22 protein-coding genes are annotated in these 24627 nt (G+C 50.3%); 19 read left to right on the top strand and 3 right to left on the bottom strand.

Going from position 1 to position 24627, the window contains the following annotated elements; all coding sequences use genetic code 11:
- The first annotated feature begins 107 nt into the window (after positions 1–107).
- Entirely contained in the window at positions 108–680 is a 573-nt protein-coding gene (locus tag ACYVIY_RS00600; RefSeq protein ID WP_460974300.1) for a DUF4136 domain-containing protein, read from the top strand.
- A gap of 101 nt (positions 681–781) precedes the next feature.
- On the opposite strand, the gene ACYVIY_RS00595 is transcribed toward ACYVIY_RS00600, so the two are convergent.
- Complete coding sequence (locus ACYVIY_RS00595) at positions 782–1678, bottom strand: nucleotidyltransferase family protein (protein ID WP_460974299.1); 897 nt, start codon at positions 1676–1678, stop codon at positions 782–784.
- Between the two features lie 309 nt (positions 1679–1987).
- Here ACYVIY_RS00595 and ACYVIY_RS00590 point away from each other — a divergent pair, with 309 nt between their 5' ends.
- From ACYVIY_RS00590 to ACYVIY_RS00545, 10 genes are all read left to right on the top strand, one after another.
- Complete coding sequence (locus ACYVIY_RS00590; RefSeq protein WP_460974298.1) at positions 1988–3148, top strand: homogentisate 1,2-dioxygenase; 1161 nt, start codon at positions 1988–1990, stop codon at positions 3146–3148.
- Between the two features lie 126 nt (positions 3149–3274).
- Complete coding sequence (hppD, locus tag ACYVIY_RS00585) at positions 3275–4411, top strand: 4-hydroxyphenylpyruvate dioxygenase (protein ID WP_460974297.1); 1137 nt, start codon at positions 3275–3277, stop codon at positions 4409–4411.
- 24 nt (positions 4412–4435) lie between these two features.
- Positions 4436–5233 (top strand): phenylalanine 4-monooxygenase, encoded by a 798-nt coding sequence (gene phhA, locus ACYVIY_RS00580; protein WP_460975133.1) that lies wholly within the window; start codon positions 4436–4438, stop codon positions 5231–5233.
- A 66-nt stretch (positions 5234–5299) separates the two neighbouring features.
- Positions 5300–5737, top strand: a complete 438-nt coding sequence (locus ACYVIY_RS00575) for a MarR family winged helix-turn-helix transcriptional regulator (RefSeq protein ID WP_460974296.1) — start codon at positions 5300–5302, stop codon at positions 5735–5737.
- Between the two features lie 20 nt (positions 5738–5757).
- Positions 5758–6963 carry a fumarylacetoacetase gene (fahA, locus tag ACYVIY_RS00570; protein WP_460974295.1) on the top strand — a complete coding sequence of 402 codons (1206 nt, stop codon included), beginning with the start codon at positions 5758–5760 and terminating at the stop codon, positions 6961–6963.
- Positions 6964–6984: 21 nt separating this feature from the next.
- Entirely contained in the window at positions 6985–7461 is a 477-nt protein-coding gene (locus tag ACYVIY_RS00565; RefSeq protein WP_460974294.1) for a DUF6452 family protein, read from the top strand.
- The gene (locus ACYVIY_RS00560) at positions 7458–8102 is read left to right on the top strand and encodes a hypothetical protein (protein WP_460974293.1); all 645 of its coding nucleotides are present in this window, start codon (positions 7458–7460) and stop codon (positions 8100–8102) included. The genes ACYVIY_RS00565 and ACYVIY_RS00560 overlap by 4 nt, the downstream gene beginning before the upstream one ends.
- A 6-nt stretch (positions 8103–8108) precedes the next feature.
- Entirely contained in the window at positions 8109–8999 is an 891-nt protein-coding gene (locus ACYVIY_RS00555; RefSeq protein WP_460974292.1) for a flavin reductase family protein, read from the top strand.
- Positions 9000–9074: 75 nt separating this feature from the next.
- Positions 9075–9680 (top strand): DUF4142 domain-containing protein, encoded by a 606-nt coding sequence (locus ACYVIY_RS00550; RefSeq protein ID WP_460974291.1) that lies wholly within the window; start codon positions 9075–9077, stop codon positions 9678–9680.
- Positions 9681–9771: 91 nt separating this feature from the next.
- The gene (locus tag ACYVIY_RS00545; protein ID WP_460974290.1) at positions 9772–10359 is read left to right on the top strand and encodes a DUF4142 domain-containing protein; all 588 of its coding nucleotides are present in this window, start codon (positions 9772–9774) and stop codon (positions 10357–10359) included.
- Positions 10360–10441: 82 nt separating this feature from the next.
- Here ACYVIY_RS00545 and ggt read toward each other — a convergent pair whose 3' ends face one another.
- Positions 10442–12244, bottom strand: coding sequence for a gamma-glutamyltransferase (gene ggt, locus ACYVIY_RS00540; RefSeq protein WP_460974289.1), 1803 nt, complete (start codon positions 12242–12244; stop codon positions 10442–10444).
- 119 nt (positions 12245–12363) lie between these two features.
- Between ggt and ACYVIY_RS00535 the strand changes: the two genes are divergently transcribed.
- From ACYVIY_RS00535 to ACYVIY_RS00525, 3 genes are all read left to right on the top strand, one after another.
- On the top strand, positions 12364–13704 hold the full coding sequence (locus tag ACYVIY_RS00535; protein WP_460974288.1) for an ATP-binding protein: 1341 nt from the start codon (positions 12364–12366) through the stop codon (positions 13702–13704).
- A 68-nt stretch (positions 13705–13772) separates the two neighbouring features.
- On the top strand, positions 13773–15038 hold the full coding sequence (locus ACYVIY_RS00530) for a tetratricopeptide repeat protein (RefSeq protein WP_460974287.1): 1266 nt from the start codon (positions 13773–13775) through the stop codon (positions 15036–15038).
- Between the two features lie 148 nt (positions 15039–15186).
- Positions 15187–16428, top strand: a complete 1242-nt coding sequence (locus tag ACYVIY_RS00525; protein WP_460974286.1) for an ABC transporter permease — start codon at positions 15187–15189, stop codon at positions 16426–16428.
- A gap of 86 nt (positions 16429–16514) precedes the next feature.
- On the opposite strand, the gene ACYVIY_RS00520 is transcribed toward ACYVIY_RS00525, so the two are convergent.
- A complete protein-coding gene (locus ACYVIY_RS00520) occupies positions 16515–18530 on the bottom strand; it encodes an alpha-1,4-glucan--maltose-1-phosphate maltosyltransferase (protein WP_460974285.1) in 2016 nt (671 codons plus the stop codon).
- A 440-nt stretch (positions 18531–18970) separates the two neighbouring features.
- On the opposite strand from ACYVIY_RS00520, the gene ACYVIY_RS00515 reads away from it, so the two are divergent.
- The 5 genes from ACYVIY_RS00515 to ACYVIY_RS00495 all read left to right on the top strand — a co-directional run bounded on the left by ACYVIY_RS00515 (position 18971) and on the right by ACYVIY_RS00495 (position 24624).
- Positions 18971–19480 carry a response regulator transcription factor gene (locus ACYVIY_RS00515; protein ID WP_460974284.1) on the top strand — a complete coding sequence of 170 codons (510 nt, stop codon included), beginning with the start codon at positions 18971–18973 and terminating at the stop codon, positions 19478–19480.
- Positions 19481–19753: 273 nt separating this feature from the next.
- Positions 19754–20932: a sugar transferase gene (locus tag ACYVIY_RS00510; RefSeq protein ID WP_460974283.1), complete on the top strand. Its 1179-nt coding sequence runs from the start codon at positions 19754–19756 to the stop codon at positions 20930–20932.
- A complete protein-coding gene (locus ACYVIY_RS00505) occupies positions 20911–21879 on the top strand; it encodes a glycosyltransferase family 2 protein (protein WP_460974282.1) in 969 nt (322 codons plus the stop codon). Before ACYVIY_RS00510 ends, ACYVIY_RS00505 begins: the two co-directional genes overlap by 22 nt.
- A 28-nt stretch (positions 21880–21907) precedes the next feature.
- A complete protein-coding gene (locus ACYVIY_RS00500) occupies positions 21908–23125 on the top strand; it encodes a glycosyltransferase family 2 protein (protein ID WP_460974281.1) in 1218 nt (405 codons plus the stop codon).
- 26 nt (positions 23126–23151) lie between these two features.
- On the top strand, positions 23152–24624 hold the full coding sequence (locus tag ACYVIY_RS00495) for an O-antigen ligase family protein (RefSeq protein WP_460974280.1): 1473 nt from the start codon (positions 23152–23154) through the stop codon (positions 24622–24624).
- Positions 24625–24627: the final 3 nt, after the last annotated feature.

Raw genomic sequence — 24627 nt, 5'->3', positions numbered from 1 at the left:
GGGGCCGAATCCTAACTGGATGTCGGCCCCGCCTTTTTATAAGGCTTGCAGCGAAACATTTCTATTAATCTATAGATTTTATATAAAACATGTAAACAACAAACGTTATGAAACGCATATTGATGATAGCCAGCTTACTGGCCATAATTTACGGTTGTGCCCCTAAGGTAGTTGTTGATAGCAACAGCCGGGCCAACTTTAGCAAATACAAAACGTTCGCCTGGATGGATTCGGACGTGAAAGCCGGTCAAAACCCATTGTATTATAATCAACTGGCAACAGAGAATGTAGAGAATACGATGAGCAAAGTGCTCACTGAAAAAGGCTTGAAGCAGGTTAATTCACGGCCAGATCTGATCGTAGGCTATCACTTTTTTGTCGAAGACAAGACACGTACCGTATCTACGCCCAACTCACCTTATTACGGTCCTTACGCAGGTTGGGGCCGGTGGGGCTATGGCGGCTGGGGACCTAGCTGGTGGGGCTGGGGCGGTCAGCAATACACGCAGGAGCAGTACCAGGCCGGTACGTTGGTGGTCGATATGGTTGATGCGCGAACTCGCAAACTAGTATGGCGTGGTTCGGTTCAGAACGCCGTAGGTGACCCAGCTCGTATTGCGGCTCAATTGAGCAAAGAAGCCGAGCGAATTGTTGAAAAATTCCCCGAACGTAACAGTTAATACTGATAGCAGTGCTAAGCAAAAAGACCCCACGTATGCGGGGTCTTTTTGCTTATAGTGTTGTTTGATGTAAGCTAGGGCTTAATGCTAACCTTTAGTAGCTACCACAATTTATCAGGATACGCCCCTTCGTCATGCAGTTGTTTGAGCGACGCTTGCACCGTTGGCTTGTCTTCGGGATAGGTTACACCAAACCATGCCGACCGGCTGCGGAATACCTTGCAGTGCCCCGTATCGGTTTGAATCAGGTTTGTCATAACAGTTGGAATGTAAAACTCAGCTTTGGGCGAGTCGATGTTGGCAATGGCGTAGCTTTCAAACTGGTGTTGCACGAGCGGAAACACGCTGGGCTTGAACCCCCAGAAATTCATGGAAACTGGTGTATCGGGCGATAAAGGCGTAACACCCTCCCCTTCTTCATACACAATCCGACCGTCTTTCTCGTAGATTTTTGTTCGCTCGATCACAGAGGCCAGGTTACCATTCTCGCTCACGGCACATACGCCCCGCGACACAGAGCCATTCTCCGACAGCGTGTTCTTTACCTCATAGCCCACCATAGCATGCAGTTGATCATCCGTGTCGGTTTTCAAGAAGTTGCCGATGAGCTGGAAGGCTTCGAGACCATAGAAATCGTCGGCGTTGATAACGGCGAAGGGCGTTTTCACATGGTCTTTTGCGCATAGCATGGCGTGCCCAGTGCCCCAGGGTTTTGTCCGTTTCACTTCTCCCAGTTCTTCCGGCACATACGAGCTTAGCGCCTGAATGGCATAATCGACCTCAATCTTCCCGGCTAGTTTCTGATTAAAGACCTCTTCGAAATCGTCGCGTAGTTCTTCGCGAATAATAAAGACTACTTTTCCGAAGCCCGCCCGGATCGCATCGAATAAGGAATAGTCGATGATTGTCTCGCCATGCGGACCAAACTGGTCAAGCTGTTTGACACCACCGTAGCGGCTACCCATTCCGGCCGCCAAGATTAGAAGTGTTGGTTGCATTTCAATTATGAATAATCAGTACAAAAAATGTCAGTCTTAGCGCAGTGGCCTTCCTCTAGCACTGCCCGGTCAAAGTTATAGAAAAGCGGTACGGCTACCTACCCGAAGGCTCAGTATAGTGATTTTACCCGCGCAATCAATTTTTAATAAAATTATTTCTGCGCAACATACAATTTCATGCCATTAGCGTTATAATTGTACGTTAAACAATTATTGCTTTAACAAGTATTATACTTCATCAACAATGAGGCTTAAACGTCTGGCTGATTCATTCCAGAATTGGCCAGACGAAAGCCGTACCGACACGTTATGCCATTCTACCACTCACTCGGTCAGATTCCTCCTAAGCGGCATACGCAGTTTGCTAAGCCTGATGGATCGGGGTTGTATTATGAACAGCTTTTTGGTACCATCGGCTTCGACGGTATGTCGTCATTGCTGTATCATGTGCATCGGCCAACAATGGTGCGCGACGTATTAGAAAGCGTTGACATGACGCCGAAGCTGGCCGTCGAGAAAAATATGCTGGCCCGGAAGCTGATCGGGTTCAACGTTGAGCCGACCGACGATTTTGTCGAAAGTCGGGTGCCACTCCTTGTCAATAACGACCTTATTTTTGGGTTAGCGGCTCCCCGTCAGTCCATGACGGACTACTTTTATAAGAACGCGGACTCCGACGAGATGCTGTTCATTCACCGGGGTACGGGTCGACTGCGGACGCTTTTCGGAACAGTTCCGTTTCAATACGGTGACTACCTCGTGATCCCGCGGGGTATGATCTACCAGATCGAGTTCGATACGTCCGATAACAGACTCTTGTACGTTGAATCGCACTCACCGATTTATACGCCCAAACGCTATCGGAACCACTTTGGTCAGTTGCTTGAACATTCGCCATTTTGCGAACGCGATATTATTCGGCCACGTGATCTGGAAACGCACGATGAGGTCGGCGATTTTCTGATGAAGATTAAAAAGCAGGGTTCACTGCATTCACTGGTGTATGCCAGCCATCCATTTGATGTCGTCGGCTGGGACGGTTACAACTATCCGTATGGCTTTTCGATCTTCAATTTCGAGCCGATAACGGGGCGTGTGCATCAGCCGCCACCAGTACACCAGACATTCCAGACCGATACGTTCGTGGTGTGCTCGTTTGTGCCTCGTCTGTTCGATTATCATCCGTTAGCGATTCCGGCACCGTATAACCACTCGAACATCGACTCCGACGAGGTCATCTATTACGTAGACGGCGACTTCATGAGTCGTAACGACATTGCCCAGGGGCACGTTACGTTGCATCCCGGCGGTATTCCGCACGGGCCAGCACCGGGGGCGATGGAACGTAGCATCGGCAAGAAAGAAACGCAGGAATACGCCGTCATGGTCGATACGTTCCGTCCGCTGATGGTCACCGAACAGGCAATGCGGCTGGATGATGGTAAGTATTGGAAGTCCTGGCTAGAGTAACGCGGGTGGAAACCCGCAGGTCAATCAACATAATGGGTTCTCACCAATACAAACCTCTTCTAACGCTATCAGCAGGTCAATTAACAGAGCGGGTTTTCACCCGCTTTACACATCAACAAACAAAACATGGAAGCAGTAGATATTCTCGAACCACAAATCAGAACCACGGAGCCTACCGATTTTCTGCCCCTGAATGGTACCGATTACCTTGAGCTTTACGTTGGTAACTCCCACCAGTCGGCACATTATTTCCAGACGGCCTTTGGCTTTCAGCCAGTGGCTTATGCGGGGTTGGCAACCGGCCTGAAAGACCGGGAATCGTACGTAGTACAGCAGGGTAAGATTCGGCTTGTGCTTACATCACCTCTGCACGGTGATTCGGAAATAGGTCGGCACATTGATCAGCATGGCGATGGCGTCCGCGTGGTCGCGCTCTGGGTCGATGATGCCACCAAAGCGTTTCAAGAAACCACCAGCCGGGGCGCTAAAGCCTTTATGCAGCCGACCCGCGACGAAGACGAGAACGGCTACGTCGTTCGGTCGGGCATTCATACCTATGGCGACACGGTGCATATTTTCGTTGAGCGCAGCCAGTACAACGGCATTTTCCTGCCCGGCTACAAAGCTTGGAATCCGACGTACTGCCCACCCGACGCTGGGCTGAAATACGTTGATCACATGGTGGGTAATGTTGGCTGGAATGAGATGAACACCTGGATGCAGTTCTACGCCGACGTAATGGGCTTTCAGCAATTGGTGTCGTTCGACGATAAAGATATTTCGACGGATTATACGGCGCTTATGAGCAAGGTAATGACCAACGGAAATGGCCGGGTCAAATTCCCGATCAACGAGCCAGCCGAAGGCAAGAAAAAGTCGCAGATTGAAGAATATCTCGACTTCTATGGCGGCCCCGGCATTCAGCACATTGCCGTAGCCACCGACAACATTGTGGAGACGGTAATCGCTCTGCGCGACCGTGGCGTCGAATTCTTAAGTGTTCCGGACGCGTATTACGATGATCTAGCCGACCGTGTGGGTCAGATCGACGAAGAAATCGCGACGTTACGTCCACTGGGTATTCTGGTCGATCGCGACGATGAGGGGTATCTGCTTCAGATATTCACGAAGCCAGTCTGTCCCCGTCCAACCCTATTTTTCGAGATCATTCAGCGCAAAGGAGCCCGTTCATTCGGAAAAGGCAATTTCAAAGCCCTTTTCGAAGCCATCGAGCGGGAACAGGAGCTGCGGGGAACGTTGTAACAAAAAGGAGTTAGGAGCGAGGAGATAGGACGGGGCCGCCCGAGCGGTGAGAATGCTGGCGCGTCTTATCTCCTCGCTCTTAACTCCCCCAAAAATATGACTCAGGATTATTCTAAATATACCGCCGACGATCAGGCCGTTTGGAAGCTCTTGTTCGAGCGGCAAATGGAGCGTCTGCCCGGCCGGGCCAGTCAGGCTTACATGGATGGAATTGTCGCAACGGGTTTTCCGAACGATAAGATTCCGAACTTCGAACGCGACCTGAATCCTCGGCTCTTGCCCATAACCGGCTGGCGGGTTATTGCGGTGCCTGGCTTAATTGGGAACCGAGAGTTTTTTGAACTGATGGCCGATCGGCAGTTTCCGGCAACGACCTGGCTCCGTCGCCGGGATCAGCTCGATTACCTGCCTGAGCCAGACATGTTTCACGATACGTTCGGTCACGTTCCGGTATTGACCAATCAACACTTCTGCGATTTTCTGGCCGCGTTGAGCCACATTGCCCTGAAGTTCGTGGACCACGAAGAGTCGATCGAAATGATTGCCCGGCTGTACTGGTACACCGTTGAATTTGGTTTGATTCAGGAACCAGAGGGTTTGCGCATTTACGGAGGTGGCATCTTATCGTCGCCCGGTGAAACGATTTACAGCCTAGAGAGCGACATACCGAAACGCATTCCATACGATGTTGAAACGCTGCTGAAAACGCCGTATATCATTGATCATTTTCAGGAGCAGTATTTCGTAATCAAGTCGTACGAACAGCTATTCCGTTCGGTGCCGGAAATCGAGGAGAAGTTAGAAGAATTGTTAGTCAGCTAGTTTGGGCTATTTTTGTCTGTAATCCTTGATTACGGCCAACTATTAACCGGTTCCTGTTTCCTAACGATGACTCACCCATCTGACACGAGGGCATATTTTTTTAAGATTGACACCACAATTAAAAAGATCCGAAATGCGCTGCAAAAGCAGTTCAACGATGCGGGTTTTGATCTGACGGTTGATCAATGGGTGGTGATCGATCACCTATTCCGCAATCCGGGTATCAGTCAAAACACCTTATCTGAACTAACCACCAAAGACGCCCCAACCGTTACCCGTATTATCGACATCCTCTGCCAGAAAGGCCTTACAGAGCGTCGTATGGCCGATAATGATCGACGTAAGTTTCTGGTTTATCTGACGCCAGCGGGTGAAACCAAACATGGGCAGGTCTTACCGGTTGTATCAGCCATGCGCCGGAAAGGCTGGGGGGATCTGAGCGATGAAGATTATCAGCACTTTGTCCGGATTATGGACTCGATTTACATGAACATGAGCGAGTAGCCCAGTCTGCTGTCTGTGTTATGATGTACGGAATTTTTAGCTACGATATTGCCAGCGCACGTGTGGGCGTAAAAGTTGGCGAGTATGTGCTCGATTTAGAAATTGTTGGTCTGCTCGGCTACTTCAATCCGCTTGACCTCGACCCGGCTGTATTTGCCAAACCTTACCTGAATGATTTCATTACGTTAGGCAAGCCAGTATGGCACGCAGTGAACGAACATTTGAAAGCGCTACTCAGCGATGAAAGTGCCGCTATTGCTGCTGTTCACGATCAGGTATTTATCCATCAATCGCGGGTGACCATGCATCTTCCCGTACGAATTGGTGATTACACCGATTTTTACGCAGGCATCCACCACGCCGAGAACGTAGGGCGCATGTTTCGTCCCGATGCTGATCCGTTGCTACCCAACTATCGACAGTTACCTGTGGCTTACCACGGTCGTGCATCCTCCATCGTCGTGTCCGGCACCGGCATTCGTCGGCCGCAGGGTCAGTTCATGCAGGATGGCAAGGTTACGTTTGGTCCGTCGCAAGCGCTGGATTTCGAGCTTGAACTGGGCTTAATCGTTGGCAAAAGTAACCCGTTAGGGCAACCGATCGCGGTTGATGAAGCTGAAGAGTACATATTTGGCGTTACGTTGTTCAACGACTGGTCGGCGCGTGACATTCAACGCTGGGAATATCAACCCCTGGGTCCCTTTCTAGGGAAGAATTTCGGCTCGTCTATGTCGGCCTGGGTCGTTCCGCTTGATGATTTAGAGCCTTTTCGAATTGCGGGCCCTGCTCAGGAGCCAGCACCACTCGCTTACTTACAGCCAGCAAAGCCGGAAAATACATCCAGCCATTTTGATCTGAATCTAGAGGTCGTTTTACGTCCCAAAGGCGAAAACGAGGTCATTATCAGTCGTACCAACGCCAGATACCTGTATTGGAGCTTCGCCCAGATGATTGCGCATCATACGGTTAACGGCTGCAACTTACAAGTTGGCGACGTATTAGCCACCGGTACCGTCTCTGGTGATACGCCTGGCAGTTACGGTTCATTACTCGAACTAAGCTGGAATGGCACGCGCCTGCTCCATCTACCAGACGGTTCAACCCGAACGTTTCTGGAAGATGGCGATACAGTTGAGCTTCGGGGCTGGGGTTTCTTAAACGGGGTTCGGGTTGACCTGGGTAACGTATCAGGCAAAGTTTTACCAGCCATACAACGGCTCGACTAACGTAGGGGTCTTGTCTTCGCTATGCGCTATCTCTATCTCTTTTGCGTTGGTCTATTCGTTATCAGTGGCTTAAGCAGCTGTGAGCGTTGTGGTCCAGACGGTGAGCCTTCACTTACGATTTTAATTACTCGTCCCCCGTCTGCTCCTGTTAATCGTGTTATTTTTTCGCAAATTAGTAGTCTCAACGGGGCGCTGAACCGATCAAACGTTCCAGCCGACAGCCTTATTTCGCTGCCTCTATCGCTCAACGCGGATAGTACTACGTACGTGTTTGTTCAGGCGAGTCGCACTGACACATTAACCGTGCGCTATCAACGTACTTTTTCTTATCAGAGTACCAAGTGCGGCTACGTGCTTGATCTGGCTGCGCCTGCCAGAAAAAATATTTTGAGGACTACTTTCCCTCAGGCTAGTGCGTCTCTGAACTATGAAGGCGGAGGTATTTTCAAATCGCCCGGTCCCGATGTTACAGGCATTACCGTTTACCTCCAGCCATGAACCGCGTCATTACCTGTTTATTACTGCTCTGGCCCATGGTCGGTTTGTCACAGACAGACCGGTCCGTACTCATTGGCATCGATGCGACTAAATTAGTACTGACCGCTACGAACGGATGGCCGCTGTTTCGGCAGGCTACGCTACTTGAGCCAACTATTAAAATTCCGTTATCAACGAATACATTAACCCTTCAGCCCGGATACGCCAGCCTCACGACAAGAACCGTATTACGTAACATGAACCAGGCATACGAGGGGTTCTATCTGAAAGTAGGCCTAGATAGGATCAACAAGAAAAACGTATTAATTGGCTGGCAGGGTATCATTTCGGTGTATCAACAAGGGGGGAGCTTCACGTTTCCTGGGGCGACCTATGGCGATTATACACGTTCGCTGCCGACTCAAACCAAAGCCGTTGTGGGTATCGAACCGCATATTGGCGGCATCACCCGCTTGTCCGATCGATTCGAGCTTCACACAACCGCCCGACTGGGAGCTGGTCTAACGATAGGTTATAATGCATCGGCACCACCATCCATGTACGTCCCCGGTTTTGGGAGCAGCACCGGTCGAACCATTTCGATAAGCCTCGGGTTTGGCGTTCAATTGTATTACCGGACTCAACGTTCGGCTCCAAACTAGTCATCTATGAGAACTATTAACCCCGCTGATCTGCAACCGAATGAATTTTACAAGTTCATGATCGGCACGATCGGTCCGCGTCCCATTGCCTTCGCCAGTACCATTGACGCCGAAGGCAACGTCAACCTAAGTCCTTTCAGCTTCTTCAATATTTTTGGGTATAACCCACCAACGCTGGTATTTGCCCCGAGTATTAATCGGCACGGTCACAAAAAACACACGCTTCTTAACCTCGAGGAAGTTGGGGAAGTGGTTATCAACATCGTCAACTACGCTATGGTTGAGCAGATGTCGCTGGCCAGCGCCGAATTTGAACGGGGGATCAATGAGTTTGACAAAGCGGGGTTTACTGCGGTACCGTCTGATCGGGTTCGTCCGCCGAGAGTAGCCGAATCGCCAGCCGCTTATGAGTGTGTCGTTCGGCAAATCATTCTGACCGGGGGAGAAAAGCCGGGTGCTGGTCATCTGGTGATTTGCGAGGTAGTTATGGCCCATCTGCACGACGATATCTTTACCGAAAACGGCGCTATTGACCCGCATCGCCTTGACCTGATTGGCCGGATGGGTGGCGATTGGTACGCTCGTGCGCACGGTGACGCCTTGTTTGAAGTTGCCCGTCCTAAGGCAGGCATCGGTGTCGATCAAATGCCAGCGACCATACGTACTAGCGCGATTCTCACGGGGAATGATTTGGGGAAACTTGGAAGTTTTGCTGCCCTTCCTACTGCTGATGAGGTGGATGCGTTTCGGGTCTCCGGTGTCCTGAATGAACTATTCGACGAAGCCAGATCCGGCTGTCAGTATCTCCCCGACTTACTCCACCTCCGCGCGAAGCAGCTACTGGCCGAAAACAACGTACGCGAAGCCTGGCTAACGCTACTGCAAACGAATGCCTAATTACGTATTGACTCTTCAAACAATGCCTGGAACAGCCTGTTAACCGAACGACTACTCGCTTAAAGTAGTATCGTTATGAGAAACCAAACCGTCGGTTGTTTACTAGTCTCAATAGTCTTCTTAACAAGCGCCTGCTCATCAACGCAGGATAGTACCCAAATTACCCAGGAGGTTAACAAACAAAATATAGAGCGTGGGGAGCCGCATACGGCACGAACCGTATCGGCCAGCTCGGAATCCGGGCAGGAGAACGTAGCAAAATACATGGTTGACTTGTCAAATACCGAGTTGACCAAGTTCAGGTTGAGCGAACTAGCCAGCCAACGCGCTGCGACGCCTACCGTAAAAAACTTCGCGCTGCAGATCGTTCGTCAGTACAGCCTTGAGAAAAGGCGAGCCCTCAGCGCGCAGGCCCGGCAGTACAGAATCGGACTTCCGGCCGCCCTTTCGGAAGACAGCCAAACGATGGTAGCCATGCTTCAGCAAGAAGAGCCCGGCCCGGATTTTGACAAACAGTACCTGAGGTTTATGGCCGAACTGAACGACAATTCAGTCAGTAAAGCCAAGAACCTGATCAAGAACACAGACAAACCTGCCCTGATGAGTTTCATCGAAAACCTAATGGCCGTCAACCAGCAGGACATGGATAAGGCAATGGAGCTGAAGAGCGCAGTTAACTGATCGTTCATAGACGGTACAGATTCTCTCTACGGTGACTTGCAAACAAGCACCATTGTTGTGAGTTTTTACTACGTACGCTTTATTACATATCATGCGACTTAGCACATTTGCCTTCATAAGCCTTAGCCTTGGATTGGCGTATGGCTGCACATCGAATAACGATAGTGCCGAAAAGGCCAACAAGATCAACGAGGAACGTATCGACAAACAGGCGGTTGCCGTTAGCAGCGATGCTAAAGAAGAGGCCAAGAAAGTAGCCCAATATATGGTTGAGCTGGCCAATATCAGCATGACGGAATACGAACTTAGTCAACTTGCTACGCAGAAAGCAACGAATCCTGAAGTTAAAGCGTATGCCCGGACGGTCATGAACGATCATCAGCGTGACGACCGGACGCTACAGGCAGTTTCCAAGCAGATGAACGTAGTGCTGCCCACTACGTTGACGAACAAAAGTAAAGACTACGTCAGCAAGATGAACGACATGAAAGCCGGCACCGAATTTGACGTCCAGTATCTCGACTACATGGCTTCTCTCAACGACAACGCACTCGATGCCGCCGATGACCTGGAGGACGACGCTCCCACCGACGCCGTTAAAACTTTCGCCAAGAAGGTCCTTGACGACGACAAAAAGCACAAGGAACAAGCCAAACAGCTCAAAAACGCCTTGGATTGAAGTAAGTGTAGTGAGTGTAGTAAATAAACAGGCTGTAATACGGTGACATACTTTACTTACTATACTCACTTCACTTACTGCACTAATACCCCCTCGCTGTATTATCGGCACGCGGATCAGATGCGCCTTCGTAGGAGCCATCCGGCCGAATCAACACGCAGTCCATTCGGCCGAGTGTGTTCGTTAGCTTTTCCAATACGTAACCCCGGTTCTGCAAGGCCTGTATGGTCGCGTCGGAGAACGCACCATTTTCAAACGTAGTTTTGTCGGGAAGCCACTGGTGGTGGAATTTCAAGGCATTTACCGCCTGCTGCATCGTCATGCCGTGCTCGATTACGTTCAGGATCGTTTGGTAAACCGACGTAATGATCGTTGAACCGCCGGGCGTTCCGACCACCATAAACAGTTTACCGTCTTTCTCCAGAATAGTTGGCGTCATGGACGATAGCATCCGTTTATGGGGAGCAATGGCATTCGCCTGGTTGCCAATTAAGCCAAACATATTCGGTACGCCGGGTTTGACGCTAAAGTCGTCCATCTCGTTGTTCATAAAGAAACCAGCGCCACCGATCACCACTCGGCTCCCATAGCCTCCGTTCAGGGTCGTTGTGATGCTGACGGCGTTCCCATCTTTGTCTACTACCGAAAAGTGCGTTGTCTCCAGACTTTCGTAACCTGGAACACTCCCCCCTTTCACGGCTTTACTGTCAGTAGCCTTCGTAAAGGAGAAGTCCGTCCAGCGGCTTTTGAGGTAATCGACGCTTGTCAGTTTATCAACGGGCACCTTCACAAAGTCAGGATCACCTAAGAATTTAGCCCGGTCGGCATACACGCGTCGTTCGGCTTCGATCATCACCTGCACGGTCGAATCCCGGTTCCAGCCCCAGCGACGTAACGGATACGGCTCCGTAAACCGCATCAGTTGCACCAATGCTACGCCCCCGCTGGAGGTAGGCGGCATGGTGATTACCGTGTAGTTCTTGTACCTAGCCTGAATCGGATCGCGCCAGACGGAGTGGTAATTCCGGAGGTCCTCTTCCGTAATCAACCCGTTGCCGCGCTGCATCTCTTCGGCCAGTAAACGAGCCGTTTCACCTTCGTAAAAACCGGCCCGTCCCTGCGCCTGTATGCGTTGCAGAGTATTGGCTAAATCAGTCTGTACGAATACATCGCCTTTGTGCCAGGTAACCGTATCGGCCGGGTTCGCGCTCTTCAGGAAATATGGTTTACCCGGATTGATCGTGTTCAGGTCATTCTTAATGCGGTTTAGCCCCAGTGCGTCTCGCTCGGTTAAAGCAAAACCTTTTTGCGCCAAGTCAACGGCGGGTTGCAGCACCTGCGCCCAGGGAAGTTTACCGAACCGTTTATGCGCTTCGGCCATACCATCTACGGAACCCGGAACGCCACTCGCCAGATGCCCCGTAATACTTAACCCCGGTCGAACGTTGCCTAGCGAGTCGAGATACATATTCTGGGTCGCCTTACCCGGTGCTTTCTCCCGATAATCGAGCGTATAGGATTTGCCTGCCTGATCGCGGTATACCATAAATCCTCCGCCCCCAATATTGCCTGCGCCAGGATACACAACGGCTAAGGCAAACTGAACGGCCACAGCTGCGTCGACCGCGTTACCCCCCGCTTTTAGAATATTCAGGCCCACCTGTGAAGCCTCGGGATGCGCCGACGCCACCATGCCATTACGCCCAGTCACGCCAACCCGATCCGAGTAAAACGGCTTTACAGTTGGGTCCTCGTCGCGGTACTGATAAACACCCTGGCTTTCCTGCACCTTGCTGCCCGACGCCGTGGTGGCAGGCGATTGCGTTTTGCAGGCTGAAAACAGGGCAAGCGGCAGCCCAAGTAAAAGAAGTACGGGTCGATTCATAGATATCCAGGTTGTCATCAGAAACCACTAATCTATAAAATAACGCATTATTCTTGGCATCCGGATCATTAAACTCTACAGTTATATCCTGTATCTTGCTGCTTTGTTGCGTCTTTTTTATGTACTCACCCACTGACCTGATCAATCTTCGGGAAGCGGTTCACTTATCGCCCGAAAACGTAGTACTGCGCCAAATGCTGGCCAATGCATTACTCACCACTCACCAGTACGCAGAAGCGGAAGCAACCTTTCGCGAGGCTTTGCAGCTTCAACCCGACAATGTCCGATTAAAGTTAGGATTGGCTACCGCTTTCCACCAGAACGGGAAACCCGAGGCCGCCCTGGTATTGCTTGAAGAACTGGCTCAGCAAAACAACGCCGAAGCCCATTTGTCACTTGCCCGGCTACTACTCACTCAAAAACAGCCAGCCGAAGCCTACGATCATTATCAACGCGCTGTGCTGCTCGACCCGGCTCTTCGCGATAATGCTCTGGACGACTCTATTACACAACAACTGCACTCCCTCGATAAATCAGAACCGGTACGTTTGCGGACAGACGAAGAACCGGAAGGTTCGTTCGCATTGGAAACGGAACGGCCATCGATCCGCTTTGCTGATGTAGGCGGTATGGAAGGCGTAAAAGAGGAGATTGCGTTAAAAATTATTTTCCCGCTCACCCGTCCTGAACTGTACAAAGCCTACGGCAAGAAAACAGGTGGCGGCATGCTTCTATACGGCCCCCCAGGCTGTGGCAAAACGTACTTGGCTCGTGCTACAGCCGGTGAAATTAATGCTGCGTTCTTATCGGTAGGATTGAATGACATTCTGGATATGTGGCTCGGCAACAGTGAACGTAACCTCCACGACCTGTTTCAGCAAGCGCGGGCCTCCGCTCCCTGCGTGCTGTTCTTTGACGAGGTCGATGCAATTGGGGCAAGCCGGAATGATATGCGTAAGAGCGCGGCTCGTACGGTAATCAATCAATTCCTGGACGAGCTTGATGGCGTGCGTTACTCAAATGAAGGCGTTCTTGTGTTAGCAGCAACGAACTCGCCCTGGTACTTAGATAGCGCCTTTCGTCGGCCTGGTCGCTTCGACCGAATGATTTTTGTTGCCCCGCCCGATCAGCCCGCCCGCGAGGAGATCCTGCGGCTTCACCTACAAGATGTTCCCAAGCAGGACGTCGATATTCAAGCGGTGGCTAAACGAACCGAGTCCTATTCTGGGGCGGACCTAAATGCTGTGGTTGACCGCGCCGTTGAGCAAAAACTCTTACAGGCGTTTAAAGTTGGGCAGGCTGTACCCTTGAAAACCAGCGACCTGCTTGATGCCGTTAAAGCACACCGTCCCACCGTTCGAGAGTGGTTTTCGTCGGCTAAAAACTACGCCCTGTATGCCAACGAAGCGGGCCAGTATGAAGCTGTATTAACTTATATGAAAACGCAGAAGTGGCTGTAGCTGTAGGCTTAAATTGCCAGCTAGCTCACTCTCCGGAAACTAACGATCACCTGCAAACGTCCCCCAAAATGCTCACCGAAAACCTTAATCTTGAACGTGGTAAATTACTGTATGAGCAGCATCGCTACGAACAGGCACTCACCGCTTTCCAGCAAGCCATAGCTGACAATCCCGATCAGTACGAGCCGCTGCTCTATCAGGCATACACCCTGATGCAACTTGATCGCTACAGCGAAGCCCTTGGCTTCGCCGATCGATTGTTGCACAGTGAACCCAATGACCCGTATATTCTGCATTTGAAAGCGCAGATTCTGAATCACCTGAAGCGCGAAGACGAAGCGCTTACCCTCATTGAAGAAGCCATTAGCTTATCACCCGGTGAAGATGCGTTTTGGGCAACAGCCAGTACGCTGCACTTTGACCAGAAAGATTTCGATAAAGCACTCGACGCAGCAAACGAAGGCCTCCGACTTAATCCGGGCAATACGATCTGTCTAAACTTGCGGACCCTGGCTCTAACCAAGTTACACCGCACTGACGAGATTGCGTCGTCAATTAAAGAGACCTTAGCTGAAGACCCTGGCGACGCGTTCAGCCATGCCAGTTCAGGCTGGGCTTTACTCGAAGCAGGTAACCACCAGCAGGCCCGCGTTCACTTTGCCGAAGCACTACGAATTTCGCCGGGTATGTCCTGGGCCGAGCAGGGTATGCTACAGGCCATTAAAGCCAAGAATCCCTTGTATCGGTTCTTCATGCGGTATTATTTCTGGATAGCAAACCTCAAAGGAAGTAATCAGTGGTTTTTTATCATTGGTACGTTCTTTGCCGTTCGCTGGATTGATAGCATCGAGAACCCCAGTATCGTGGTTCAGGTGGCTCAGTTCACACTCATTCTGTTTTTGTGGCTTACCTGGTTCGTTGATCCTTTGTTCAATGTTCTCATGTTAACCGACCGCGACGGGCGACATTTGTTGAATGATCGGCAACGAGACCGGTACCGCTATGTGGCGGGTATGTTGGGGACAGGTGTCCCAATGGCTCTAATTGGGTACTTTGGCGCATCGCTTAACCAATTGTGGCTAGCCAATATGTTTCTAACCGGTCTGATGCTTATTGGCCTGGTATTGCCACTTAGTGCCTGGATTGAGGTTTCAGCGGAAAAGAATCGGCAACGAATGCGATGGGTATTCGGGGGCATGGCGGCTACAGCAGGCTTCTCGGCCCTTTTATTACCATTTACTGGACTGGGCGTCAGCCTGTTCTCTCTTTTTACAATCGAACTGCTGGGTTTCATGATCCTCAGAAACTATTTGCTCATTCAGGACAACGATTGATATCTTTCGTTTTCAATTGTAAGCCAATTGATTTGACCACCGGTCGGCAATTAACCATTTATCCGCCATAGTGATACGGCTATCCGAAAGACATTGAGCAGTAGCGGTATAAATGGTATCTTTGTTTGTCTTTCACTCGTTTGCTCCCATGCAATTCATTCGACAGGTTTTTGAAAGTTTTCGATTTGCGTGGCAGGCGTTACGCTCGAACCTCTTACGTACCACCCTTTCCTTACTAGGGGTTACGATCGGTATCTTCGCCATCATTGCCGTATTTACCCTTGTCGATTCACTTGAGCGGAACATACGGACCAGTCTGTCGTTCATCGGCGATAAGGTGGTCTACGTGCAAAAGTGGCCGTGGTCGTTCGGGGGCGAATACCAGTGGTGGAAGTTCTTCCAGCGCCCAGTGCCCACGTATACCGAATTCAAGTTCCTGAGTGATCGGCTCGAAAATGCGCAGGCAATTGTAGCCATGGACTTCAAAGGACGGGTTACGATCAAGCAGGGCAATAACAGCATGGCCTCGCTGATTCAGGGCACTACGTTCGATTACAACAAGATCTCGGACGTACCGATCGAGCAGGGACGCTATTTTACCCAACAGGAAATCGACGTATCCCGTAACGTAGCCATCATTGGTGCCGACGTAGCCGACAATATATTTCCTGGTCAGGATCCCATCGGGAAGTCCTTCAAAATCAGCGGAAACAATTTCACGGTTATTGGCGTGCAACGGCGAAAAGGGGAAAGTATACTAAACGTGGGTGGTAATCCGGATATTAAATGCCTGATTCCGTTCGGCGCTTTTGCCAAGATGTATCACTCCGCAAGGCCTGACATCGACATTGCCATTAAAGGTTACGAGGAGGACGAGGGGCTGCTGGAGCTGGAAAGCGAGATTCGCGGACTGCTCCGTACCCGGCGAGGTTTACGTCCGGCGCAGGATGATAACTTCTCCATAAACCGTCCGGAAGCAGCGGCTCAGGCCATTAGCGGTTTGTTTTCCGTATTGACCGTAGCAGGTTGGGTAATCGGTGGCTTTTCAATTCTAATCGGCGGGTTCGGCATCGCGAACATCATGTTCGTGAGCGTGAAGGAACGTACCAACATCATTGGTATTCAGAAATCACTGGGGGCCAAAAATTACTTTGTCCTCTTCCAGTTTCTCTTCGAAGCCGTACTGCTCAGTCTGGTAGGTGGTTTAGCGGGTATTACTTTAGTTTACCTATTATCTTTCATAAGTCTGGGCAGCCTGGACCTACAGCTAACAGCGGGCAATATTGCTCTTGGCTTAGGGGTCTCGAGCATTATCGGAATCTTATCAGGTATTATACCCGCTTTTTCCGCTTCCCGAATGGACCCCGTCATTGCGATTCGAGCCAAATAGGCAATCTATCAACGGGCCCCGAACCAAAACAGCATCCTGGTGAACGGGATGCTGTTTTGGTACAGAAAGTATGTAGTCAATACGTATTACATCTCAATACGGAACAAATGCATCGGCAGTACATAGGGGTCTAATTCTACGTAGTTCCATTCACCCTGCCATACGTAGTAAGCGCCGGTCAGCAAATCATGGACGGTATACGACTGCTCGGAATTAATGCCCAACTGCCAGATAGGAACCTGAACCATGGCGGCTCTACGTTGGTACGCATCGGTGTTCACTACGATCAGCAACCGGTTATCGCCCGAAACTTTCAGATACGCCATGATCGCATCGTCGTTAACGTTGCAGAACGTGAGGTTGTTGGTCGTTTGCAAGGCCGCATTTTCCTTACGGATGCGGTTCGTTATCGAAATCAGATAGGTTAGCTTGTTCGTTTTTTCCCAGTCCCACAAGCGGATCTCGTATTTCTCCGAATTCAGGTATTCCTCTTTTCCCGGAAACGGTACGTGCTCCATCAGTTCGAACGACGGGCCATAAATACCGTAGTTGCTCGATAAGGTCGCAGCCAGAAAATAACGAATCAGGAATTGCGGCTCATGCCCCGATTGCAGGCTATGCGGGTTAATGTCGTGCGTTGTCGGCCAGAAGTTCGGGCGGAAATAGTATTTCATTTCGCTCTGGGTCAACTCCGTCAGGTATTCCTGCAACTCCGCTTTTGTATTTCGCCAGGTATAATACGTATAAGAATGGGCAAATCCGCGTTTTGCCAACTCCTGCATCACTTTAGGCTTGGTGAAGGCTTCAGAAAGAAAGATCATATCCGGATATTCTTTCTTGACCTCTGCAATGACCCATTCCCAGAACGCAAATGGCTTCGTGTGCGGATTATCAACCCGAACGATACGAACTCCCCAGGAGCCCCAGACGAGCAGCACCCGCTTCAACTCTTCCCAGAGATTACGCCAATCGTCGGTTTCAAAATAAACCGGATAAATGTCCTGGTACTTTTTAGGCGGATTTTCGGCGTACTGAATCGTACCATCCGGGCGTTTCTTGAACCAGTCAGGGTGTTGTTTGGCCCAGGGGTGATCGGGTGAGCACTGAATGGCCAGGTCCATTGCCACTTCCATACCATAGTTGGCCGCAATGGCAATCAAGTGTTTAAAGTCGTCGACTGTACCTAACTCGGAATGAATCGTATCGTGTCCTCCTTCGGCAGAGCCAATGCCGTAGGGTACACCAGGGTCGCCCGGTTGGCTCACTACCGAGTTGTTTTTACCTTTTCGGTGCGCCATCCCGATCGGGTGAATGGGCGGCAGGTATAATACGTCGAAGCCCATACCTGAAATGCGCGGCAACAAAGCCTCTACGTCCCGGAACGTACCGTGCTTCCCCTCCTCGCGCGACGCGGATCGGGGAAATAAACAATACCACGTACTGAATCCGGCTCGGGCCCGATCGACCTCAACGCCTAACTCGTGTCGATACCGACTGGGGTGCTGGCGCTCGGGATACCGGTTCGCGTAAAATGTAAACTGATCACTTTCTGCCACCGATACTGCCTCATCGTACCGACTTTCGTCTCTGAACAGTGCGGCCATCTCGCGCAGGGCCCGTACGTCGGCTGACTCCTCAACGGGTGGTAAAGCTTTCTGCTTTTTGCCGCCTTTCTTCACCGCCGGCTTGCCACCAGCCCGTTCCAGCATGCCATCAACGTACTGAGCCCCGGCCAGCAGTTCGCTGGTAATCCGTTGCCCATCGGCTACTTTGAGGTGAATTTCGTGTTGCCAGGAGGCCAGATGGTCGACCCAGGCTTCAAACGTATACCTGTACTGACCTTGCTTTTCAACAACAAATGAAGCTCCCCAGCGATCGTTGCCCAGCAGAGTCATGGGTGTCTCGGTCCAGGTGGTATCTTCTATATGTTTATACAGCAATTGGGCAGATAGGTAATCATGCCCGTCGGCGAAAATGTCGGCCTCTACGGCAATAATATCGCCTGGTACAGCTTTGATCGGGAAACGACCATCATCGAGTTCGGGTACTATACGCTCGATGACAACACGAGTCTGACCAGACAGATCTATAGGAATACTCATACTGAATTACGCTCGTTTTCGATAATCTACTAAGCTGATTTAGCAGGGCAATGTTACAAAAAAAGCCGGGCTTAGGGGCCCAGCTCGCGTTTTTACCAGTAAATGGCACCATCTGTCAACGAAAAGTACATACCGCTTAATATATAATTAACAAAGAATGTCCGCTTTGTTATTTACATATATAGTATAACTTTTTCTATATGCAAGTAGTACAACCTGTTAATACGTACCCATAAATATCTAGATAATATATTGATTTACAGACATGTATATAGATTTAGCTTCGATTCTACCTCGAGCTATTTACGAAGGGTATTCAACAGGATATGACAGATCGTAGATGGTAGAAAATGTATTTTTTAGGAAGAAATGGTAACCGAATATCAACCCTGTAGTCTAAAAGCTAATCTGACGCACATTCAGAACAAAACTTTTGTACAATGACCGCCAAACATCGCTTGCTTTTAGTCGACGAGAATCCGTACGTAGCAGACATTCTATTACAATGCTTTAAGAAAGAGTTCATCGTAACAGTAGCTACAACCGGTCAGGAAGCGGCTCGTTTATTGATTCAGGGTAGTCAATTCGATTGCGTCCTAACCGAATTAAATCTCCCGTTTTTCGACGGCCTCGAACTTACCAAACTTATTCGCATGAGCCGGTTGATGAGTCATACGCCAATTGTTGTTCTATCTAACGCAGCTGACAGCGGAACTCGTATAAAATGTCTGGAGCAAGGCGTCGACAGCTTCATTACTAAACCGTTTAACCCCCTTGAAGTGAAAGCCAGACTGCACGCTTTACTACGTCGGGTTGATACATCCGTGAACAACATACGCGAGAACCCCTTTACAATTCGGGGAAGAGCGGAAAATAAACCTTTCGGCCAGCTCAAGTCTCGAATTTTATCCATGTTGCTCCGGGATTCGGTTGTATCGCAAACCGCTTAGTTTTTTTACCTGGTTTCAAGCTGGCAAGTCCACACCAACCGGTTAAATCTGTGCAAATGCCATGCCAACTCGTAAACGACACACACTAATGACCACACTATTACCTATAATTAGCCGACTTTTCGAAATATTATCTCGGAAAACGCAAATTACTCTGGTGTTTATCCCTCTTGACAACGCCACCGCAACTACTTCGCAAAATCTATGCCAACCAGTACTGGTTGAGTCGTCAAGATAGTTGGTACATAAACTCTGTGACTGAATCTACCTACCGTGCTTCGTCTTTTGTTAGTTGAGGAAAATGACCTGATCGCCAATCGGCTTGTCACAATTGCTAGCGAAATCTGTTTAGTATCACGGTTCAAAGACGCGAGTGAAGCGCAGGATTGGTTAACCAGTGCTTCTGAAGTTCATCTGGTAATCACCGATAAGAAAAGTACCCCAGTTATCACTGCCCTCGTCAGAAATACGCTTTCCGCCCGACCGATTCCGGTTTTAACGATTTGCAATTTCATGGATAGCCGCTCGGTAAAAACTGCACTCGATAACGGAGCAACCGATGTGCTCGTTGTTACGGAAGGCAATCAAAACTTACAGACCAAAGTAAGTTACTATTTAGAGCTGAACTCATTCCTACATGCGTTGCCGGAAGGCAAACCAGCTCTCATTACCCCAGCATTTAAATTACCCTGGTGGAAACGGGCTATTGATATTACGGTTTCCCTGACCGCCCTGCTCATTCTGTCCCCAATCCTGGTCCTTGTTGCCCTATTAATAAAATTGGACTCTAAGGGCCCTATTCTTTATAAATCGAAGCGAGCCGGTGCCCGGTTTCATATTTTTGACATGTATAAATTCCGGACCATGCGCGCCATGGCCGACCAGATGTTGAGCAGCCTCAGCGCCAATAACATCTATACGAAAGAAAAAACGACTTCGTCGGTGGAGGTAACAAGCGATGATGCGTCTGAATTTCTGTGTAGCGCCTGTCGTCAGCAGGGCGTTTCCTGCCAGCAACTTTTGTTCGATCAGGACAAGCCCGTTTGCGAAAAGCTGTACTTACAGGAGACGGAAGAGGTAGCGAAATTTATGAAGTTTCGGAACGATCCCAGAATTACCCGGTTGGGTACGTTTCTACGAAATAGCAGCATCGATGAACTTCCTCAGCTCCTCAATATTCTCCTCGGCGATATGTCGCTGGTCGGTAATCGGCCACTTCCCCTATACGAAGCCGAGAAATTAACTACTGATGAATTTGCGCAGCGATTTGCTGGCCCGGCGGGCCTTACCGGACTGTGGCAGGTGAAAAAACGAGCCAGAGGTCAGGGACCGATGTCGGACCGGGAGCGGACACTGCTCGACATTGAATACGCCGAGTCTTTCTCATTCAGAACAGATATGTCGATCATTTGGCAAACCATATTTAGCTTATGGCAGCAGGAGAATGTATAGAGCGCCCGGCTCGGTCGACCCACCAACAGACTCCCGATCAGGTACTCACGGCTTCGCCCCTGGTATCGATCATTACCATTAATTACAATCAGGCAGAAACAACCCGTCAGTTTTTGGAGTCGTCCAGGCTGCTCACGTATCCAAACTACGAAATCATCGTGGTTGATAATGCCTCACAACCCGCGTTGATTACGCTCATTGACGAGGCCGACTATATAGGTCTGCGCATCGTTCGCAGTGAGGTTAACCTGGGCTTTACAGGGGGTAATAACCTGGGCATGCAGCAGGCTCAGGGCGACTACTTCTTTATCGTGAACAATGATACAGAACTGAATCCTGACTTACTCGATGAGCTGTTGCAACCGTTCGCGGCCAATGATCAGGTCGGCGTTACGTGTCCCAAAATCAAGTTCTACGATACTCCTCACCTCGTTCAATACGCCGGTTACAACGCCATGAACATGTATACCGGCACGGCAACGCCGATTGGTTATAAGCAACCCGACAGCAGCCGTTACGATCATCCTTCGGCAACCAACTTTGCGCACGGCTGCGCGATGATGGTGAAACGGGCAGTGATCGATCAGGTCGGTCGGTTTGCCGATCGCTTTTTTCTATACTACGAGGAGCTTGACTGGTCGCAGCGGATTAAAGACGCGGGCTTTCTGATTTATTACCAGCCTTCCGCTTCCATCCTGCATAAGGAGTCGGTGTCGGTTGGCGAACACAATCCGCTGAAAACGTATTATCTGACGCGGAACCGCATCCTGTACATGCGCCGTCACTGTACAAGGTTTCAGCGCCTGGTCTTTTACCTGTTCTTTGCTAGTTGCGTCGTTCCCAAGCACGTAACATCGTATCTGCTTGCCGGGAAACGAAAGCACGCACGTGCATTCCTAAAAGGGGTTATGTGGAACTTCACCTCAACCAGCCTATCGCCGGTATAACCGAAATCGCCTTAACGTTTGTCTACAAATGACCTTCTTTTACTACCTCGTTAGTTGCCTGTTCTTCGGTTTAGCGTTTATCGTTTTCTATACCTACCTCGGCTACGGCATTGTTGCCTGGCTGCTGGTGAAGATCCTGGGAAAGACCAATGCAAAGCAGGCACCAGATCAAGCAGCGGAGTACGTTCCAGATGTCACGTTGATCGTTCCTGCGTATAACGAACGCGCTTACCTCGCCGATAAATTACAGAACTGTTTAGACCAGGATTACCCGGTCGAACATCTTCATCTACTTTTCGTCATGGAAGGCTCCACCGACGGCTCTCAGGAATATCTCGAACAGCGGAAGGCCGATGTGCCGAACCTTACAATTATCTCCGGTACGCAACGATTAGGAAAAATAGCTGCCATGAACCGGGCTATGGGGCAGGTAACTACCCCAATCACCATATTTACCGACGCGAATACCCAACTCAACCCCGAAGCGGTGAGCCGGCTCGTTAAACGATTCGAGGCAGCGGAAGTGGGTGCCGTAACCGGCGAAAAGCGGATACAAGTGCAGGGGCGCGAGGCTGCCGCGGGCAGTGGCGAAGGTCTTTACTGGCGGTACGAATCGTTCCTGAAGAAACTAGACGCGCAGCTCCACACCATCGTGGGTGCGGCTGGCGAACTCTTTGCGATCCGTACCGCGCTCTATGAAACTGTGGAAGCCGATACGTTGCTTGATGACTTCATCATCTCCCTTCGCATTGCCGGTCGCGGGTACCGCGTTGAGTACGCACCTGATGCCTATGCGCTGGAGCGGCCTTCTCATTCGGTAAGCGAAGAGATGAAACGAAAAGTACGTATCGCTACTGGTGGCTTTCAGGCCATACAGCGGCTAGCGTATCTGCTCAACTTTTTTCGGTACGGCTGGCTGAGTTTTCAGTACGTATCGCACCGCGTCCTACGCTGGGCCGTTACTCCGTTTTGTCTGCCCTTGCTGTTGATCCTGAACGGAATTTTACTGATGCTGCCGATTAGTGAATCCGCTACTACATTTTGGCAGTATATACTTGTCTTACAGGTACTTTTTTATACCACAGCTTACGTAGGTTATACCCTGGAAAACCGCCATACGCGTTGGAAACTCACGTTCGTACCGTTCTATTTTGTGTTCATGAACTGGTGCGTACTACTGGGTTTCGCCCGTTTCCAGCGGGGCAATCTATCGGGGATATGGGAAAAAGCAGAGCGCGCCGTTTAAGCCGCTAATTCGTTACAGCGATTTGTATGTTCGACAGAGGCCTTTCGATACTTGATGTCTTCCGGGATAACCGCTGGTTATACGGCTTCATTGGCGTAATCACGGCCATAGTAGGGGGCTGGCTAATCGGCACATTCGGCGTTATGGGCGCGTTAATGACCGTTGGCGTACCCATTGCGATCATAGGGCTGATTGGCATACTGGCTGAACCTAAATTTGGCCTTCTCCTGTATGTAAACCTCGGCTTCCTGCTGGGACTCCCCCGGTTCAGTCCGGTTGAAATTCCGATTGGTTTGTGTCTGGACGGCCTGGTCGCGCTAACGGTCGTGAGTGTGCTCGTCAACGGCAAACGGATGGTCTGGAGTCGGCTCCACCACCCTGTTTTTTACATGCTGCTGATCTGGTTGTTCTACACCATTTTAGAATTTTTCAATCCGGAAGCGCCCTACCCCCTAGCCTGGTTCTTTCACGCGCGTTACTTCTCGCTGAACTGGATATACGTTGCGCTGATCGTCTTGGTCGTACCCATCAGCCGCCACGACATTAAACTATTCCTGAAAATCTGGTTCTTCTGGTCGTTTCTGGCGTGTCTGTGGTCGTTTAAACAGCAGTATATCGGACTGGAGACGGCGGAGCTTAAGTGGCTGAACGAAGTTGGCGCGGCTACGCACATGCTGTTCGGGCAGTTGCGTAGCTTCTCATTTTATACCGACGCTTCCCAATTCGGAGCCGAAATGGCTGGTCTTACCCTGATTTGCATGATCTGGGTGTTTGATGCCCGGTCATGGTTCAAAAAATTGGCCTACGCTGGTCTGGCAGTTATCTTCTTTTGGGGGTTTGCGGTATCTGGAACGCGCAGCGCGTTGTTTGTTATCCTGGCTGGTTACCCGGCTTACTTACTGCTCCGACGTAACGTAACGACGATACTGCTAAGCATAGGCGTTGCCGCTCCTCTGTTTGCCATCCTGATGTTTACGCACATCGGTGATTCCAATTACCAGATCTACCGCATGCGGACGGCATTGCACCCCGGCGAAGACCCATCGTTCCAGCTCCGGCTCGAAAACCAGCGAAAGCTGCGGGCTTACATGAAAGACCTTCCCTTTGGAGCCGGAATTGGTACGTCGACGGATGCCGGAAACCGCTTTTCGCCGAATCACTTTGCTGCCCGGATTTCGCCCGACAGTTGGTACGTTCAGTTATGGATCGAGACCGGGGTAGTGGGTGTCGTTCTTTATCTGCTCATGCTGACTGGTATCATCTGCGTCGGTACGTATAAAGTCTGGCAGATCAATGATCCGTGGCTAACTAAGATTATGGTTGCTCTACTGGCCGAGTTTATTGGTATAGTGGTGATGAGTTATTCGAACCCAACACTTGGGCAGTTTCCAACCAGTACGCTTCTGTTTATCAACTCGATTCTGTTCACGACCTGCGAACGCTGGGATACTGCCAAAGCCGTTGAGACAACACGCACCCATCGTCACGCACTTACGTAAGTT

The sequence above is a fragment of the Spirosoma knui genome (assembly GCF_054780635.1).
This window is presented reverse-complemented; position numbering and strand designations above follow the sequence as displayed.

Excerpts from the sequence above, each read along its gene's own strand:
- ACYVIY_RS00600 (WP_460974300.1), top strand. The coding sequence starts at position 108 with ATGAAACGCATATTGATGATAGCCAGCTTACTGGCCATAATTTACGGT.
- ACYVIY_RS00595 (WP_460974299.1), bottom strand. The coding sequence starts at position 1,678 with ATGCAACCAACACTTCTAATCTTGGCGGCCGGAATGGGTAGCCGCTAC.
- ACYVIY_RS00590 (WP_460974298.1), top strand. The coding sequence starts at position 1,988 with ATGCCATTCTACCACTCACTCGGTCAGATTCCTCCTAAGCGGCATACG.
- hppD (WP_460974297.1), top strand. The coding sequence starts at position 3,275 with ATGGAAGCAGTAGATATTCTCGAACCACAAATCAGAACCACGGAGCCT.
- ACYVIY_RS00575 (WP_460974296.1), top strand. The coding sequence starts at position 5,300 with ATGACTCACCCATCTGACACGAGGGCATATTTTTTTAAGATTGACACC.
- fahA (WP_460974295.1), top strand. The coding sequence starts at position 5,758 with ATGATGTACGGAATTTTTAGCTACGATATTGCCAGCGCACGTGTGGGC.
- ACYVIY_RS00565 (WP_460974294.1), top strand. The coding sequence starts at position 6,985 with ATGCGCTATCTCTATCTCTTTTGCGTTGGTCTATTCGTTATCAGTGGC.
- ACYVIY_RS00560 (WP_460974293.1), top strand. The coding sequence starts at position 7,458 with ATGAACCGCGTCATTACCTGTTTATTACTGCTCTGGCCCATGGTCGGT.
- ACYVIY_RS00555 (WP_460974292.1), top strand. The coding sequence starts at position 8,109 with ATGAGAACTATTAACCCCGCTGATCTGCAACCGAATGAATTTTACAAG.
- ACYVIY_RS00550 (WP_460974291.1), top strand. The coding sequence starts at position 9,075 with ATGAGAAACCAAACCGTCGGTTGTTTACTAGTCTCAATAGTCTTCTTA.
- ACYVIY_RS00545 (WP_460974290.1), top strand. The coding sequence starts at position 9,772 with ATGCGACTTAGCACATTTGCCTTCATAAGCCTTAGCCTTGGATTGGCG.
- ggt (WP_460974289.1), bottom strand. The coding sequence starts at position 12,244 with ATGAATCGACCCGTACTTCTTTTACTTGGGCTGCCGCTTGCCCTGTTT.
- ACYVIY_RS00535 (WP_460974288.1), top strand. The coding sequence starts at position 12,364 with ATGTACTCACCCACTGACCTGATCAATCTTCGGGAAGCGGTTCACTTA.
- ACYVIY_RS00530 (WP_460974287.1), top strand. The coding sequence starts at position 13,773 with ATGCTCACCGAAAACCTTAATCTTGAACGTGGTAAATTACTGTATGAG.
- ACYVIY_RS00525 (WP_460974286.1), top strand. The coding sequence starts at position 15,187 with ATGCAATTCATTCGACAGGTTTTTGAAAGTTTTCGATTTGCGTGGCAG.
- ACYVIY_RS00520 (WP_460974285.1), bottom strand. The coding sequence starts at position 18,530 with ATGAGTATTCCTATAGATCTGTCTGGTCAGACTCGTGTTGTCATCGAG.
- ACYVIY_RS00515 (WP_460974284.1), top strand. The coding sequence starts at position 18,971 with ATGACCGCCAAACATCGCTTGCTTTTAGTCGACGAGAATCCGTACGTA.
- ACYVIY_RS00505 (WP_460974282.1), top strand. The coding sequence starts at position 20,911 with ATGGCAGCAGGAGAATGTATAGAGCGCCCGGCTCGGTCGACCCACCAA.
- ACYVIY_RS00500 (WP_460974281.1), top strand. The coding sequence starts at position 21,908 with ATGACCTTCTTTTACTACCTCGTTAGTTGCCTGTTCTTCGGTTTAGCG.
- ACYVIY_RS00495 (WP_460974280.1), top strand. The coding sequence starts at position 23,152 with ATGTTCGACAGAGGCCTTTCGATACTTGATGTCTTCCGGGATAACCGC.